At 41.3% G+C, this 17,990-nt stretch carries 10 protein-coding genes and 1 pseudogene; 5 read left to right on the top strand and 6 right to left on the bottom strand.

Features of this window, described 5'->3' with window-relative positions; all coding sequences use genetic code 11:
• Window positions 1–25: 25 nt before the first annotated feature.
• Window positions 26–1,219 (top strand): annotated as a pseudogene (locus tag QI031_RS21860) (CHASE2 domain-containing protein); the annotation flags it as partial.
• A gap of 39 nt (window positions 1,220–1,258) precedes the next feature.
• Complete coding sequence (locus QI031_RS21855; protein WP_281481728.1) at window positions 1,259–2,041, top strand: DUF928 domain-containing protein; 783 nt, start codon at window positions 1,259–1,261, stop codon at window positions 2,039–2,041.
• Window positions 2,042–2,214: 173 nt separating this feature from the next.
• On the opposite strand, the gene lepA is transcribed toward QI031_RS21855, so the two are convergent.
• Window positions 2,215–4,026, bottom strand: coding sequence for a translation elongation factor 4 (lepA, locus tag QI031_RS21850; RefSeq protein WP_281481727.1), 1,812 nt, complete (start codon window positions 4,024–4,026; stop codon window positions 2,215–2,217).
• Between the two features lie 664 nt (window positions 4,027–4,690).
• Between lepA and QI031_RS21845 the strand changes: the two genes are divergently transcribed.
• Window positions 4,691–4,927 (top strand): hypothetical protein, encoded by a 237-nt coding sequence (locus tag QI031_RS21845; RefSeq protein WP_281481726.1) that lies wholly within the window; start codon window positions 4,691–4,693, stop codon window positions 4,925–4,927.
• 184 nt (window positions 4,928–5,111) lie between these two features.
• Window positions 5,112–6,854 carry a sensor histidine kinase gene (locus QI031_RS21840; RefSeq protein ID WP_281486096.1) on the top strand — a complete coding sequence of 581 codons (1,743 nt, stop codon included), beginning with the start codon at window positions 5,112–5,114 and terminating at the stop codon, window positions 6,852–6,854.
• A gap of 126 nt (window positions 6,855–6,980) precedes the next feature.
• Here QI031_RS21840 and QI031_RS21835 read toward each other — a convergent pair whose 3' ends face one another.
• Both QI031_RS21835 and QI031_RS21830 read right to left on the bottom strand, forming a co-directional pair.
• On the bottom strand, window positions 6,981–8,168 hold the full coding sequence (locus QI031_RS21835; RefSeq protein WP_281481725.1) for an MFS transporter: 1,188 nt from the start codon (window positions 8,166–8,168) through the stop codon (window positions 6,981–6,983).
• Window positions 8,169–8,246: 78 nt separating this feature from the next.
• Window positions 8,247–10,760, bottom strand: coding sequence for a TonB-dependent receptor domain-containing protein (locus tag QI031_RS21830; protein ID WP_281481724.1), 2,514 nt, complete (start codon window positions 10,758–10,760; stop codon window positions 8,247–8,249).
• A gap of 484 nt (window positions 10,761–11,244) precedes the next feature.
• Between QI031_RS21830 and QI031_RS21825 the strand changes: the two genes are divergently transcribed.
• Window positions 11,245–13,587: a glycoside hydrolase family 31 protein gene (locus QI031_RS21825; RefSeq protein WP_281481723.1), complete on the top strand. Its 2,343-nt coding sequence runs from the start codon at window positions 11,245–11,247 to the stop codon at window positions 13,585–13,587.
• A gap of 232 nt (window positions 13,588–13,819) precedes the next feature.
• Here the strand turns inward: QI031_RS21825 and pgsA are convergent, their stop codons facing one another.
• The 3 genes from pgsA to QI031_RS21810 all read right to left on the bottom strand — a co-directional run bounded on the left by pgsA (window position 13,820) and on the right by QI031_RS21810 (window position 17,756).
• Entirely contained in the window at window positions 13,820–14,347 is a 528-nt protein-coding gene (pgsA, locus tag QI031_RS21820; RefSeq protein ID WP_281481722.1) for a CDP-diacylglycerol--glycerol-3-phosphate 3-phosphatidyltransferase, read from the bottom strand.
• A gap of 71 nt (window positions 14,348–14,418) precedes the next feature.
• Window positions 14,419–16,014: a DHA2 family efflux MFS transporter permease subunit gene (locus QI031_RS21815; RefSeq protein WP_281481721.1), complete on the bottom strand. Its 1,596-nt coding sequence runs from the start codon at window positions 16,012–16,014 to the stop codon at window positions 14,419–14,421.
• A gap of 275 nt (window positions 16,015–16,289) precedes the next feature.
• The gene (locus QI031_RS21810) at window positions 16,290–17,756 is read right to left on the bottom strand and encodes an HlyD family secretion protein (protein WP_281481720.1); all 1,467 of its coding nucleotides are present in this window, start codon (window positions 17,754–17,756) and stop codon (window positions 16,290–16,292) included.
• Window positions 17,757–17,990 lie beyond the last annotated feature (234 nt).

The following is a 17,990-nucleotide window of genomic DNA, read 5'->3' as shown; positions in this document are numbered from 1 at the left end:
ACCTCCATCTTTTAAATGCGGACTTAAAATGGCTTTGTTTTCCAGTTTGGCAATTAGTACTTTAGTTGGGGGATTGAGATTTATAGGAGCGCTGCAAAGTGTTGAACTACAAGCCTTTGATCAAATGATGCGATCGCGTCCCAGCGAAGAACCTGATCGTCGCCTTTTAATAGTGACAATTGACGATACAGATCTAGCAAATCAACGACGCAATGGTGAATCCTTGAAGGGAACTTCCATATCCGAAAAATCTCTCAATCAACTATTAGTAAAACTAAAGCAGTATCAACCCAGAGCCATTGGTTTAGATATCTACCGCGATTTCCCCGCAGAACAGCGAGATTTAATTACTCGTTTCCAGCAAACTGATAACTTAATTGGGGTGTGCAAAGGAAGTGATGCGACAGCAAATACTAAAGGTATTGAGCCACCACCAGAAATTCCCAAAGATCGCTTAGGATTCAGTGATTTTATTCATGATCAAGATGGAGTTGTACGTCGCCATCTGATGTTTATGAATCAGGAGACTGCATCTTTATGTCCGGCCTACTATGCCTTAAGTATGCAATTGGCCTTCCGCTATTTGTTGCCTTCAGGTATTCAACCTAAATTCAACTCAAAAGGCAATTTGCAGTTGAGTAACACTGTTTTTCCGGTTTTGAAATCTCGCACTGGCGGCTATCAAGGCATAGATCCCAATGGTCAAATCTTACTCAACTATCGTGCCTCGAAGCAGATTGCCGAACAGGTAACGCTAACGCAACTTTTATCTAGTCCTATCAACCCCAGAGCAATTAAAAACCGCATTGTTTTAATTGGTGTGGTAGCAAAAGGAGATTTTCCCGACTACTGGGCTACTCCTTATGGAAGCATATTAGATGAGCAAATGCCAGGAGTGCTAGTACAAGCACACATGATTAGTCAAATTCTCAGTGCTGTTTTAGATGGGCGACCGTTATTGCAGGCTTGGTCGCCAGAGATTGAGGTGATCTGGATTTGGGGTTGGGCTATGGTTGGAGGCGTACTAGCTTGGCGCTGGTCTTCGCTGCTCAGACTAGCTTTAGTAACTGGTGTGAGCGTTGGTATGCTGTATTTAATCTGTTTTAATCTTTTAATTGGGGGTATTTGGATACCGTTTGTACCGTCAGCATTAGTCTTAGTGTTAACAGTTGGCGTTACATCAACTGTTAAACAGGTAAAAGCTTTAAAACGTCGGTAGCAGAAGCTGTCGATATCAAATTTACCAGTAATTTATTTTATGAAACTATTTTTATCATTAGCTTTAGGATACGCAGCTTTCTTAACTAGCCAAAGCTTAGTATTGGCAGTACCTGCACCAGTATCTTCAACTCACAGTAAGAAAACTCTTGCCCAAACTGTACGCTTTTCACCACCCCAACCGCCACCATCTCCCCCACCTGGAGGCCGCACCCGTGGTGGAGCTAGGCGAACTCCTTTATGTCTAGAGGTCAAACCTCAACTTACTGCTTTAGTACCTTCTACTGAATCACCTCCTACAGTAACTAATGTTTGGGGATGGACAACAAAAACAAATCCAACTTTGTGGTTTTACATGCCATATACCAAAGATTCTGCCTATCCGACTGAATTTGTCCTTCAAGATCAGCAGTCTAACCCAATTTATCAACAAGCGATCGCTCTACCCAGTCAACCAGGAGTTATTAGTATTTCTCTGCCTACAAACGCCCCCAAAATGGATGTCAATAAACAATACCGCTGGTTTTTGACTGTCTATTGCGATCAACAGAAGCAATCGCCCCCGATTTATGTAGAAGGAGTGATTCAACGAGTTAATATCAATCCCAAAGTTACCCAACAATTACAAACAGCAACACCTCTACAGCAGTCTGCGATCTATGCCCAAAATGGAATTTGGCATGATGCACTGACAACACTGGCACAACTGCGTCAAAAAGATCCTCAAGATAAGGCACTTAAGACCGCATGGAGAGATTTGCTGACTAGCATCGGCTTAGATGATATTGTGGCAAAACCAATTCTTCCCGAAAAATCTGAATGAGAGGCTAGGGGCTAGGGGTTAGGAAAGAAGGAGGGGAAGAGAAGAGGAAAAGGAGCAGGGAGCAGGGAGCAAGGGAGAAGGATTATCATACAAATTTAAGGTATTTTTTTCGTTTTCCTCTGCGCCCCGCCCCATGCCCCATGCCCTATGCCCTATGCCCTATGCCCTATTTTTTATATTTGATCTAAACGCAGAACGGCCATAAAAGCTTCTTGAGGTACATCCACCGTTCCCACAGACTTCATTCGCTTTTTACCTTTTGCCTGTTTCTGTAAAAGTTTTTTCTTGCGGCTAATGTCACCGCCGTAGCATTTAGCTAATACATCTTTCCGCAAAGCGGGAATATGTTCGCTGGCGATCACTTTACTACCAATTGATGCTTGAATTGGCACTTTAAATTGATGGCGGGGAATCAGTTCTTTAAGTTTTTCGGCCATTGCTCGGCCGACGTTATACGCTTTATCTCGGTGAACAATCATCGCTAAGGAATCCACAGGATCGCCGTTAATCATGATATCTAGCTTCACCAAAGGATTTTCACGGTAGCCGATGAGGTGATATTCCATACTGGCATAACCCCGCGATCGCGACTTCATTTGATCAAAAAAGTCGGTGACTACTTCTGCTAAAGGCAATTCGTAAGTCAGTGTAGTGCGTCCTTGAGTGAGATATTTCATGTCTTTGAATACACCACGCCGATTTTGCGACAACTCCATTAAACTACCAACGTAAGTTTCGGGGGTAATCATCTCTACTTTGACGTAGGGTTCTTCAATTTTTTCGCGATCGTTAGGTGCTGGTAAGTGGCTGGGATTATCAACGTACAGTTCTTCGCCTTTAACAGTAAATACTTTATAAACCACTGAAGGAGCTGTAATAATTAAATCTAAGTTGTACTCTCGCTCTAGGCGTTCTTGGACAATTTCCATGTGCAGTAAGCCCAAGAATCCACAACGAAAGCCAAAACCCATCGCGCTGGAAGTTTCTGGTTCATATTGCAGTGCTGCGTCGTTGAGTCTAAGTTTTTCTAAGGCTTCGCGCAAATCTTCAAATTGGTCAGCATCGATGGGAAACATCCCACAAAAGACCATTGGTTTAGCTTCTGAGTAACCGGGTAAGGGTGATTCTGCTTTGGCTTTAGTTAAAGTTATAGTATCTCCCACCCGCGCATCAGCTACAGCTTTAATTGCTGCACCTAAATAGCCTACTTCCCCTGCGTGTAGTTCTTCAACTTGTTTTTGGGTAGGAGAGAGAACGCCCAACTCGTCAATTTCGTATTCTTTTTCAGATGCTATTAGATAAATGCGATCGCCTTTTTTCAACGAGCCATCCATTACCCGAAAATAGACAATCACTCCTCGGTAGCTGTCGTAATAGCTATCAAAAATCAATGCCCGTAAACGTTCATTGATCGTATTTTTTGGTGGTGGTACACGCTCTACAACTGCTTCTAAAATCTCGTCAATGCCAATGCCTTCTTTAGCAGAAGCCAAAATTGCACCACTGCAATCTAAACCAATAATTTCTTCAATTTCGCCAATTACCCGATCTGGTTCTGCCCCAGGCAAATCAATTTTATTTAAAACCGGGATAATTTCTAGATCATGCTCAAGAGCTAAGTATACATTCGCCAAAGTCTGCGCCTCGACACCTTGAGACGCGTCTACTACCAATAATGCCCCTTCACAAGCTACCAGACTCCGGGACACTTCATAAGAAAAATCCACATGTCCAGGCGTATCAATTAAATTCAGCACATACTGCTGACCATCTTTAGCCTGATAATTCATTCGGGCAGCTTGCAGCTTAATCGTAATGCCGCGCTCCCGTTCTAGATCCATGTTGTCGAGAAACTGTTGCTTCATCTGTCGCTCGTCAACAGTGCCAGTAGCTTGCAGTAAGCGATCGGCCAGGGTAGATTTCCCATGATCGATATGAGCAATAATACAAAAATTGCGAATGCGAACTGCGGGAACATCAGTCATATACTATCTTTGCTGAAGCAGCAACCAAAATTAAAAGAACAATTTACTTCATGTATTTTAATGCTTTCTTAGCCAAGATGCTGCTATTAGAAAATTTAAAGATAGAGAACTAACCAGCCTCTACCCTACGGTAAGGCTGCGTCTCATACCATTTCACGAAATATTTGAAACAGATGATTGATCTTTAATTCTTTCCCTCTGGTTACTGAGCTTGTACTGAGCGTAGTCGAAGTAAGTCGAAGTATGCCCCCTGCTCCTCTGCTTTCAAGTATAGAGATTCCCCTGTTGCCTGTTGCCTTTTAATCGGTAAATATGGAGAATTTGAAGAATTTATATAAAGTCTATATGTAAAGTCTATTTTTCCCTGATTGTATTGATCAATCCGGAGCGTACAATAAATATATATAAGTACATAGTTTAAACATCATGGGCAATTACACCCCGTAATTGCCCGCAAATGCTGATTTACTGACAAAATCTTTAAGAGCTACTGTAGTGAGTTCTATGAAGATTATTACTGGAAACCTGATGACGTTTGTTACTTTGGTAAAATTTCGGGGAACTATGTAACTATAACCTTTAAAATTTGTCAGTAAACAACCCGAAAATGAATAGAACTACTTTACAAAGCTTTTGACAAAGCAACCTCTGAGTATATAAACCTATGAATATGAAAGAGAAAGCTACCGACGCGGATCAAAGACGAGCCGATAAGGTAGAAATTGCTGTCCGCCTAGATTCTGAGTTACTCGAACAAATTCAGCATCTAACCAATGACCCCAGTAAGGTCATTGAGGTAGCAATCCGCCAATGGTTGCGGGGAGATGTTCCTAGAGATGATGAACTGACACGCACCCCTCATCGTATACCTATTCCACCAAGAGGTGAATGGAATGATTAATGATTGACATCGGTAAATAATCTGTAAATAGAAAATAAAAAAAACGTAAAGTTTGTCAATCTAGATTCCCAAATCGCCAAAATACCTAAATATGAGTTTGCCAAATCTGTAATATTTTATGCCAGATTTTGAGCAGCCTGAGTAAAACTGTTTTGAGTTGCTATTTGTCTATCCAACTCGATTAATGATTATTACTGCCAATTCGCAATTGTCGAACTTATTTTCTCAAAATCTGGAATACGATCATCAGATTGATGGCTCGTTATCAACTCTTGGCTCAGAGTTGGTATATACACAAGATGGAGCAGGGCGCTATCTGACCTTTTATTGGCAGCAAAGTGAACTTTTGGGGTTAAACTGCCAGCAAATAGTGAATGGGGGTAATGAAAATGAAATTTTTGCCCCAGTAGATAAGGGTAGCTATTTAGAGCGTTTGCACCGGATTTTAAATAGTTTAGTGCCGGAAAATTTTCAGTGCTGGTTTAGCTACCATCAAGAGTTATTCGAGTTGGAATTGACAATTTGCCCAATCATGCCGAAATTGGGAACCGCTGCAACTACAGTTTTAGTAATGGGGCGACTATTACAAGCTACAGTCAACACAAAACAAGTGAACGTAGCACCAAAAGTGCCTACACAAGCAGAGTTGGCTTTACGTTCACAGCAACACCAACATCTGGTTAATCAAATTACCAGAAACATTCGGCGGACATTGGATCTAGACATTATTTGGCAACAAACAGTAGACAGTTTAGGAAAAGCGCTACGGCTAGAGCGTTGTATTATTTGTCCTTACCAACCTTCTAGCACCAGAGTCCGGGTGATAGCAGAGTATCATCAGCCAGATTGTAGCTCAATGCTTGGCGAAGAAATAAACTTAGCTTCTAAGCCAGCCTTTGCTCAAGCATTAGCAACTCTAGAACCAATTGTGATGGATGTATCGGAGTATGGTTTATGTCCACAGCAGAAAATGTTGGTGGTGGCTACATGCTATAAAGACCAAGCTAATGGATTAATTGCCATAACTCTGCGAGATGAATGCTGTCCGTTGACAGATGCAGAACGTGAACTAGCCAAAGAAGTAGCAGATCAATTAGGAACTGCGATCGCTCATGCTACTTTATATAAAGAACTCGAAGCAGCCCGTCAAAAAGCCGAAGAAGCTTCACGCTTAAAAAGCGAATTTCTCGCGAATGTATCCCATGAAATTCGCACTCCCCTCAACGGTATGATTGGATTTTTGAAGCTGATTTTAGAGGGTATGGCAGATGACCCAGAAGAACAAAATCAGTTTTTGACAGAAGCTCATCAATTATCAATACATCTGCTAGATATCGTTAACGACATCTTAGATATAGCCAAAATCGAAGCAGGTAAAATGGAGCTAACTTGCGCTCCAGTCAAGCTAGATGAGCTATTTGGTGATGTAGAAAGTTTCATGCGTCCCCAGGCAGAGATGAGAAACCTCAGCTTCTGGATGCAGTTACCTCCCACTTCTGATGAAATCATTGTTCAAGGTAATTATCAACGACTACTACAAGTTATGCTCAACTTGGTCAACAATGCCATCAAATTTACCCAAGAAGGTGGCATCACAATCAGCGCCGATTTAGTGCTGAAAAAAGCAAAATTTCAAGAGCAGCAATTTCCTGGTATGGTAAGAGTCCGAGTCGCAGATACTGGCATCGGCGTTTCTCTAGATAAACAAGATAAATTATTTCAATTATTTTCTCAGGTAGATGGCTCTCGCACTCGCCAGTACGGAGGTACTGGTCTAGGACTAGCAATATCCCAGAAGTTGGTAGAGGCAATGGGCGGTGAAGTGCATTTTTACAGTCTTGGTGAAGGACTAGGTTCAACAGTCACATTTTCAGTACCTTTGTATCAACAACCAGTAATATTGCTATCTAGTGACGGCGACTCGTGAAATAGTGCTGAGTACTGAATTGAATTTATAGCGCTTCTGCGATCGTCTCTAGCGGCTGCAAAGCACTATCGCGTAGCGTCTCCCTTTTGGGAGATCGGTTACAAACAATAAGCCTGTTAGAGAAGTTCAGTTCGATGCCTGCAAGTTGGTTATTAATAATACGCTCAATAAACTCAATGCTGCACTAATGATAAACATAAATGTATATCCCGTGGAATTAGCGATCGCACCGCTAAGAACTGAAGCAGCAATTCCGCCCAGGTATACTACTGACACTTGGAGCGTATAGTCAGTAGCGGCTGTTGCTGGTTCGCATTTATCCATCATGGCACTGAGTAACGCAGTATATGCCATGCTTTGGGCTGCATTGACTGTGATACTCACAGCATACAGCACAGGTAAACTACCGATACCAATTGCAGGTATGATATACAAAAGCGTCATTATACTTGCGGCAAAACCAAATAGAGCTAGAGAACGTAATTTTCCCAAGTGAGTAATCCAGACTCCTGCAAGCAAAGCACTAACAATACGGGCGCTGTAACTAACAATACCCAACATTAAGCCAATATCTGAGAGCGACAAGCCTCGATCTACAAAAAGCGGACGAAGCATTGTACCTGACATCATTTCGCCTCCCATATATAGCAATATTACAACAAGCCACGGTAATGCTTGGGGACGCGAGAGAAAGTTGATAAAAGGTTGAAAATAAGATTTAAAAAAGTTCGATTTCTGAGATTTCTGACTAACTTGTTCTTGATGCAAGAGTACTGGAATTAAAGTCAGTAAAATTACAACTGACATGATTATCAAGCTATACCGCCAGCCGATTCTATCTAGGAGAATCAGCGCTCCACCTCCACCAATAATAGCGCCAAAAACATTTCCCCCAGCTTGAATAGCGTTTCCTAATCCTTTTTCTCGCGGTTCAAGTAAATTTACTGCTAACGCATCAGTGGCAATGTCTTGGCTGGAGGAGAACAAAAAAGCAAGAAACATACAAAAGACTAAGATATTGAAATTCTCTTGAATATCAATAAATCCACATCCAAAGGTTACAATTGCTAACAAAAATTGAAAACAGATAATCCAACCGCGATAACGTCCTAACTTTGGCAAATGGTAGCGGTCAATAAAAGGCGACCACAGAAATTTTAACGCTGAGGGAAGAATAAGAAAACTTAACAACCCGATAGCATCAAGCGACATATTTTGTTGCCGCATAAAAATAGGTACGGTTTGGATAAAAAATGTTGTAGGAATAAATTGAGTAGTATAAAGTGTGGCGAGTAAAATTAATTTAGTAAGCATAGCAATATGCAGAGGATAACAAATCAAACAAAAATGACGACAGAAAAAATAATCTTTCCCATCGCCACAACAATTAAATTAGAAACTAGCTTTAATTTGCACGCCGTAGGTCACGGGATCGCCAAATCCTGCGGTTCCGTCTGGTACTGGAAATAAGTATCCAGAGGTGATGTAGCGAGTATCAAATAAATTATTTGCATATAGGTAAATGCCATATTTCTCGGCTTCGTAACCAATGCGGGCATTTACTAAAGCATAAGGTTCTTGCTTGATTTGGTTATCATCGTCAAAATAAGTAATGCCATAACCGCGTAATTCGGCACGCGCAAATAAGCCGGACTGACTGCGATATTGAGCAGCTAAATTATAGGTAAATTGCGGTGAAAGGGGAACTTGATTATTGCTGAGGTCTACACCTGTATCGGAATTAAAGTAGTTTTTGTATTTACTATCTACATAACCAAATGATGCAATTACATCGAATCCTTTAGCTGGTTTTGCTTTCAGTTCAAATTCTACTCCTGTGGCTTCCAGGTCAACGTTGTTAACTCTGCCAAAAAAACCACTATCGTCATATTGCAAAACTTGATAGTTATTTACATCGTTATGAAAGACTGATAGGTTAGCAATTAAACGATTATCTAGCCAAGAAGATTTCAAACCGACTTCATAACTCCAGGTTTTTTCTTCTCCAAATCGAAGTTCTGCTTCGCTATTGGCGCGATAGTTTAATCCACCTGGTCTATAACCTTTGCCAATAGTTGCGTATCCCATTAAATTCGGATTGAATTGATATTTCAAACCGAAGCGAGGAATCAATTCATTGTTGCTGATTTCATCTTGAAATTCTGGACGCTGGGGAGTTCGAGTTCCGTCAGCGTTTATAGATTCATAAGTACTATCTGAAGATGCATCACTCGATTCGTAACGCAAACCAGCAAATACAGTTAATGGCTCTATGAGTTGATAATCTACTTGTCCAAATACTGCATAGGTTTGACGATAATCGTCTCCAAAACGGCGAAATCGTCCAAATCCAGGAAAGTCAGTTTGAGCATCATCAACGTTAAAGTCACGAGATTCGTAGTAAGCACCTAACAACCATTGAAAACGCTCTGCCGTTTCTGGAGATTGGAAACGCAATTCTTGCGTCCATAATGTGGAGTCAATAGCATCAATAATTTGTATCGCTCCTGTGCTTCCCGGAACAACGTTTTCTTGACGGGTAAAACGACGTGCGGTGATGGATGTGGCTCGGAAACCCTCACCGTTATAACCGACTTTGAGAGCTTGAGTATTTGTATCTAGCTTACTGTATCCTTCGGTTTGTAAATTAACCTCGAATGGGTCAGGAGCGTTTAACCTGTTATAGGTTGGATTGCCGTCATCTGTAAAGCTGTTATAGCTATTAAAAGATACTGTCCAATCTGGTGTAGGTGTCCATAAAAGTTGCGATCGTGCAGCTAAACGCGATCGCTCCCCTATTTCATTATCTGTGGCTAGGTTCTTAATAAATCCATCCTGTCCTTTGTAAGCTCCCGCAATTCGCAGTGATAGTTTATCGTCAACCAAAGCATCGTTAAGAGAGAATTGAAATTCGCGGCTGTTATATCTACCGTAACTAGCACTAACTCTTATTTCTGGTTCTGGAGTTGCTTGTCTAGAAATGATATTGACGACCCCACCAGAACTATTTCGACCGTAGAGCGTACTTTGCGGGCCTCTGAGGATTTCTATTTGTTCTAAATCGAGTAAAGCCAGGTCTAAAAAGCCGTTGTAGTCAATAGGAACATCGTCGATGTAAAAGGCTACACTATCCTGAGCGGTAAGGAAATTTTGATTGTTCAAACCCCGCAAACTGTAATTGCTAAACTCGATACCGCCGGAAGATGTGGGAAGAAAGTTAAAGTTGGGCGTTTGCTTGGCAATATCAATCAAAGAATCTATTTGAGCATCTTCTATTTCTTGACGAGGTATTACCGTCACACTAATGGGTACATTCTGTGCGTCTTCCGGTCGTTTTTGCGCGGTAACGATTAGTTCAATATCTGGTTCATTAGGTTTTTGGTTATCGGCTGATGATGGCTGAGTTTCAGGTGTTGTTGGTGTCAACCCAAAAACTAAACCTTCATCGCTGTCAAATAATTCGACTTTTGGAGCCTGTGTTGTTCCCACTACAGTAATTAGGATACTATTTGCATCCTGATTTGTGGCCAATACTTCGATAATTCCCGCAACTGGCTTTTCTTGACGGAAACTATCACCACTTGCTAAACGCAATTGTGCATTGGGAATATTTGCAATAAAGCTATTACCTTCTATTTTAGTTGTGACTTGCAGTTTGTCAGATGCAGATGTTTCTAAAACAACTTCTAACCCACTAGCCGTTTGATTCAACTTTATCCTTGTTACTAGAATAGTAGACTGTTGTTGTTGAGCTAACCATTCCTTCACACTTGTATGAGTCAGTTGAATATCTGAAAGTTGGAGAATTTGACCATCTTCTTTTTTTGCAGCTAAAGCTTGTTGATTTATAAGTATGGCAAGTATGACAGCTAGTCCTGAATTTCCCAGTAGATACAGTTTCCTCATTTAATCCTCACACCAAAAAAGTCATCTAAAATTGTCAACAAAAGTTAACGAAAATAAAGCTATCAGTAGTAAATCAACTAAAGCGTTTATGTGCTAAATTGTTTGGCTTTGTAGTAAATATGTCAAATGACAAACTGTCAAACTTGTAAATTGCGTTCTAGCTTGAAAATAGGTGTGGGGGTGCAAGGAGTTGGAGTTATATTTTTTGTCTTGTTTTCTACCATAAATATCTCAAACATTCGTATCATAATTTTATTAATTTACTTATTGATTAATTAATTTGTTTCCACAAAACGCTGCCAGATTCGCTCTATGGCGGCAACACTAATATCTAAAGCGATGCTGATTTATTCATCAGAAAACTGCTATAAAAAGACTTAATGGGAAAAGTAAATTTTCTATACTTATACCTAAAGATACAAGCTTTTTGCCAATAGTTTATGTGAGTCTCTATTGGGAAATAATTGTTTTTCGATTAGGGATTATGCCGCAATATTTCGGACAGTTACATACAACTGAAGCGCCTTGGTCAACTTTAGGTGCAGTGCAAGCAATACAACAAAATGATCGCTGTATTATCTTTAAGTGTGGCGACCCCTGTCTGAGCATTACTGTGTTAGCACCGAACTTAATTCGGGTACGAATGACACCAACTGGAGAATTTTTACCCAGGCGATCGTGGGCTGTGGCACAGGCGGATGTAGAATGGCCTGCTGTGCCGTTTGAGGTACGAGAAACAGCAGACACTATAGAAATTACAACCGAGCAACTGTCCATTGTCGTATCCCGCGATCCTTGTCGTATTCAATGCTTCGACTCTACAGGAAAACCCTTTGCTCAAGATGCAGACTTAGGGATGGGGTGGCGGACTGGTGCGATCGCGGCATGGAAACAAATTGCAACTGATGAACATTTCTATGGTTTTGGTGAACCCACTGGCTTGCTTGATCAGCGCTCAAAAGTGAGAACTAATTGGACATCAGATGCCTTAGATTACGGTATTACGACCGACAGTATGTATCAGGCGATTCCCTTTTTCATCGCCTTGCGTCCTGGATTGGGTTACGGGGTATTCTTCAATACGACTTTTTGGAGCCGATTTGATTTAGGCGCACAGCAACCTGGAGTTTGGCAGATGGAAACTCAAGGAGGTGAACTAGATTACTACATTATTTACGGGCCAGAACCTGCAAAAATTTTGCAAACTTACACCCAGCTAACCGGACGGATGCCTTTACCGCCGCGATGGTCATTAGGTTATCACCAATGTCGTTGGAGTTATGAGTCACAAGATATAATCCGTAAACTTGCAGATGAATTTCGTCAGCGCCGCATTCCCTGTGATGTGATTCATTTTGATATTGACTATATGAAAGGCTATCGGGTTTTTACCTGGAGTCCGAAACGATTTGCTAACCCTGAAGAATTAATTTTAGATCTTAAGCAAGATGGCTTCAAGGTAGTGACAATTATTGACCCAGGGGTTAAGTACGAGCCAGAAGCAGATTATCAGGTTTTTGATGAGGGATTAAAAAACGACTATTTTATCCGCAAAACCAACGGTGAACTATTTCATGGCTATGTCTGGCCTGACAAAGCTGTCTTTCCTGATTTCCTCCGCCCTGAAGTCAGAGATTGGTGGGGAAGTTGGCAAAGCAACTTAACTGACATCGGTGTTGCCGGCATTTGGAACGACATGAATGAACCCGCCCTGGATGACCGTCCATTTGGCGACCCTGGTAACAAAATTTCGTTTCCCCTTGATACTCTCCAGGGGTCAACCAATGAGAAAGCCACCCATGCAGAAACTCATAATTTGTATGGGTTAAATATGGCACAAGCATCTTATCAAGGGACTCAAAAATCTCGTCCTACAGAACGCTCTTTTGTTCTGACACGGTCTGGATATGCTGGTATTCAACGCTGGTCGGCAGTATGGACAGGAGACAATCAATCTTTGTGGGAACATTTGGAAATGTCTCTATCGATGCTTTGTAACTTGGGTTTATCGGGTGTAGCCTTTGTGGGTAGTGATATTGGGGGGTTTGCAGGTAACGCCACAGCTGAATTATTTGCTCGGTGGATGCAAGTCGGAATGCTTTACCCGTTAATGCGCGGACACTCAGCATTAACTACAGCTCAGCATGAACCTTGGGTATTTGGCGATCGCATTGAAAAAATTTGCCGTGAGTATATCGAGCTTCGTTATCGACTACTACCTTACATTTACACTCTCTTTTGGTCAGCTGCAACCACAGGTTCGCCAATTCTATGTCCTTTACTTTATCATTTCCCCAACGACCCCAAGACTTTTACTCTTTCTGACCAAGTAATGCTCGGTTCCTCATTACTCGCAGCTCCAATTTACCGTCCAGGTGTTGAACACCGTGCTGTATACTTGCCTGAAGGTGACTGGTATGACTGGTGGAGTGGCGAAAAGTTTACAGGCCCAACTCATATCTTGGCTTATGCACCACTTGAGCGAATGCCGTTGTATGTATGTGGTGGCTCAATTATTCCTATGACACCAGTCATGCAATATGTAGACGAACGTCCTTTAGATCAAATGAGGTTACGGATTTGGATGGGTACAGGCGAGTTTACCTTGTATGAGGATGATGGTCATAGCTTTGAGTACAAAACGGGAGGCTTCTGCACAACAACTTACCGCGTTGACTCAATAGGACAACAAACTATAGTCGAAATTGGGGCAAGAGAAGGTAACTTTTCACCTTTAAGGCGTGAAGTTGTTGTAGAACTAGTAGGAGTTGGAGAACAGAGTTTTATTGATGATGGCGCTGCACATCAGTTGACGTTCTCAATTTAGAGCTACCTATAGCGCAATATCGTTGGGTTAAGCATTTTTCTCTTCTCTCTGAGTCCTCTGTCTTGAAAAGTTTGTTACGGAGGAGCCAGTGCGGTCTTGGGGGTTTCCCCCATGAGCAACTGGCGTTGGAAACCCTCCTGACAACTTTTCGCTGTGCCTCTGCGGTTTGTTAAAAACAAGAAAGAAACGAACCACAGAGGCGCTGAGAACACAGAGTCAAGAGAAGAGAGGTTTATTTTATAGGTTCAGCAGTACTAACTTTTGGCGGTAAAAGATAAATCACTCCAGATATTAAAGTTAGGGCGACAGAAAGCCAAAAAGCAATTATAGATGGAGTTTGCCAGACTTCTGAAAGAGGGGCAATCAAAAGAGCGATCGCGATGATTTGACTAATGGTTTTGAGTTTACCCCAAATATTAGCCCCTGTAATCGTGGTTTGATTCACCCGCCAACCTGCGATCGCTAACTCCCGCGCTAAAATCAAAAATACTCCCCAAGCAGGAACCTGTCCTAATTCAATCAACACCATCAATGGTGCAAGTACCAAAAATTTATCCACCAAGGGATCAAGAAATTTGCCCAAATCGCTAACTTGATTAAGTTTTCTTGCTAAATAACCATCTAACCAATCAGTTAATGCCGCAACGAGAAAAATCGCCAAACATATCCATCTTGCTTGCGATGTAGGGTTGTACAAGCCATAAAGCAGAAATGGGACACCGAGTAAGCGAGAGAAAGTAATCCAATTGGGTAAAGTCATCTTTTATAAAAGCAAAAGTCTACTTGAGTATGTGTTAAATCTGCCAAAATATTTTAACTAATCAAGCAAACTTAATGAGCAACAGCACCGCCTGTATTCTTCACTTTTTTAAAGAATAAAATCGCTAATCCACTCAGTAATAAAGCAATGCCAATAAAGTAAAAACAATCATTAAAAGCCATTACATAAGCTTCACGACGAACAATATTATCAATGGCTTTAATAGCTTGATCACTAGCTGTACTTAAATCCGATCCTCGGCTAACAAAATACTGTGTCATTTGGTCAATTCGCTGTTGAGTTTCTGGATCAAATAAAGATACTGTCTCTCCCAATCTATTCGAGTGAAATTGCTCTCTGTTAGTTAATAAAGTTGCTAATAATGCAATTCCTATAGAACCACCTAGATTCCGCATCATATTAAATAAACCACTTGCCGAACCAGCTTCTTTGGGATTCAATCCAGCAGTGGCAATGGAAGTCAACGGAACCATAATTAACGGTTGTCCCATTGCTCGTACAATTTGCGACCACCGTAATTGATCTAATCCTGTTTGGTAAGTCATTCCAGAGTTCATAAATGCACTTACAGAAAATAAAGCTACGCCAATTGCAACCATAAAACGCACATCAATACGTTGCATCAATTTGGGAAGGAAAGGAATAATAAATAATTGGGGAATACCAGCCCACATTAATACTTCACCAATTTGCAGGGCATTGTATTTTTGAATTTGAGCTAGATACAAAGGTAAAATATAAATCGAACCATATAATCCTACCCCTAGTGAAACATTTACAATACTGGCTAAACCAAAATTACGATTCAATACAAGCCGTAAATTAATAAATGGTTGTTTGCGAGTTAATTCTATAAAGAAAAATATTGCGAGAAAAATTACTGCGATCGCACTTAAGCGGACAATCAATGCTGAACCAAACCAATCTTTACGGCTACCTTCTTCTAAGACAACTTGTAGAGAACCTAAGCCGATAGCCATTGAAAAAATTCCCCACCAGTCACCTTGTTTTAATAAATTCAATTGGGGTCTTTGTTGTTTAACACCGTACCAAACCCCAGATAACATTAAAACTCCAGGTATTAAATTAATATAAAAGCTATATTCCCAACTAAAGTTTTCTGTCAACCAGCCTCCTAAGGTTGGTCCGATTGATGGTGCAAAAACTGCACTGATAGCAAATGCAGCTAGCCCAACTGATTGTTTAGCTGGAGGCAAATTTGTCAACACTATTGTCAAAGCTGAGGGAATTAAAACTCCTCCACAAAAGCCTTGCAAGGCCCGAAAAACAATCATAGAATTGAGATTCCATGCCCAGGCACAGCATATAGAAAAGAAGATAAATAATATAGTATTAACTATTAAATAACGTCGTAAGGAAAAAACCCGCGACAACCATCCAGTCAAAGGAATTACTATAATTTCTGCTACGAGATAGGCAGTAGAAATCCAAGAACCTTCTTCTAAAGTTGCTCCTAAACTTGCTTGAATATCTTGTAGCGAAGAATTGGTAATTTGAATATCCAGTACCGCCATAAATGCACCAAGCATACTAGCTAATACACCAATCCAGGTTCTTAACGGTACACGATTTGGTGGTGCAGCAAAATTTTGCTCTTGCTGATCAATTACCTCAGTATCAGCCATTGTATTGCTCCAGTGGTTTTAAAAATTTTACCTGATTAGCTATCACTAAAACCGCACATTGACTGATGACTATTGGCTGTCATCAATAAAAGGGAACTCTTAACAGGGAAACTAAGCCACCCACAATACAGTTATCATTTATCAGTTATCAATCAAAAGCTACTTGATAATTATTCACTGATAACTGATTTAACCTTACTGGGTAGGGTAATTTCTTCATTACTGTTCCCTGTTACCGCCCCGAAAAGGCTTACTCATCAGTCAACAATTTGGTCTTACTTAACTTCAACTGCAACTTCCGCAGACATTCCAGGAGTAATCCGCCTTTCATATCCTTGAATGCTTTTTTGGTCTAAAACTATTTTCACTGGGATGCGTTGTACGATTTTAGTAAAGTTACCTGTAGCATTATCTGGTGGTAACAAGGCAAACTCAGCGCCGGAAGCTGGCGAAATACTGTCAACATGTCCGCTAAAGGCGTGATGAGGAAAAGCATCCAGCTTGATTTCTACAGGTTCTCCTGGCCTCATATTTTCCAATTGGGTTTCTTTGAAATTCGCAACTACCCATTTTTGGTTATCAACGATCGCCATTAATGGTGTTCCCGCTTGTACCCGGTTGCCAACTTCTACGTGTTTATTACCCACCCGTCCGGCACTGGGAGCAGTAATATTAGTGTAGGAAAGTTGTAATTGTGCGTCTTTAAGTGATGCTTCTGCCTGGGCGATCGCTGCTTTTGCCGCTTCGTACTGACTACGTTTGACAGTTGTATCTTGTCCTCCGGCAGTAGCTTGTTGTAATCCCCCTCTAGATGCTGCCAGTTTAGCTTGAGCGCTGGTTACTCCTTCTTGGGCTTGCGCTAGTACAGACTGGGCTTTGGCTGTGCCAACTTTTGCCGACGCTAATTTAGCTTGTGCTTGTTCTACTCCCTGAATCGCAGCATTTTTTTGTGCTGAGGCCACATCATAAGCTGCTTTGGCTGTATCTAACTGCTGACGAGCAATCGCACCTTCTTGATATAACTGCTTATAGCGATTGTAATCCGCTTGGGCTTTCTGTAAATTGGCATTTGCTTGTGCTACCTCGGCTTGGGCTGCGGGTATTCCCGCTTGGGCTAGCTTAACTTCAGCTTGGGCAGCTGGTATCCCTGCTTGCGCTTCTTTTACTGCTGCTTGTGCTGTGGAAATAGCGGCGACAGCACTGCTGACATCTCCTTGCGCCTGAGTTGTTTTACCACTAGTTGTTTGTGCAGCTAAGGCGATATTTGCTTGGGCTGCTTGCGCTTGACTACGAGCATTTTCTAGGGCAGCTGTTGCTTGTTGTACTTTACTTTGATAATCCCGTGGATCTAGTTTTACTAAAATTTCTCCTGGTTGCACAAGTTGGTTATCATTTACCAGTACCTGAGCAATAGTTCCAGGAATCCGGCTACTAACTTGGTGAACATTACCCGTAACTGTAGCGTTATCTGTTTGCTCATGAATAGAAGCATACTGCCAGTAGCGATAGCCAAAACTACCTGCGGCGATCGCGCCGATACCTAATGCTGCCACAATCAAGGCAATCGGTTTTTTCTTCTTCGGTGCAACCTCTTTGGGTGTTTCTGGCTGCGGATGTACCTCGGTTTCAGGCGCTTCTAGCTTTGCAGAAGTCTCTGGAGTCACTGTATCTATATCAATAATCTCTGGTTTTTCTAAAATTGGTATTTGGCTTTTGCGCCCGTTGAGAGTGTTGTTGCTCATGATTGTTAGCTCCTTTAACAGATGAAGATGATTTAATTGATATTTATTTAGAGTGCGTAGTTTTTAATTAATTGTATTTAGTACCCATTTGTTTTATATACGTAATATTTTGCCAAAAAAAACTTAACAATACTTCACCCATTAGAGTGATTATCTAATAGTTCACCAACCCAATATTGCTGTATAGACTTAGCAGGGGTGCAGGGGGCAGGGCGCAAGGGAGAGAATCTTTCC

This window comes from Halotia branconii CENA392, assembly GCF_029953635.1.
Lineage (GTDB): Bacteria > Cyanobacteriota > Cyanobacteriia > Cyanobacteriales > Nostocaceae > Halotia > Halotia branconii.
The sequence above is the reverse complement of the archived record's forward strand: the minus strand, read 5'-3'. Positions and strand labels throughout refer to the sequence as shown.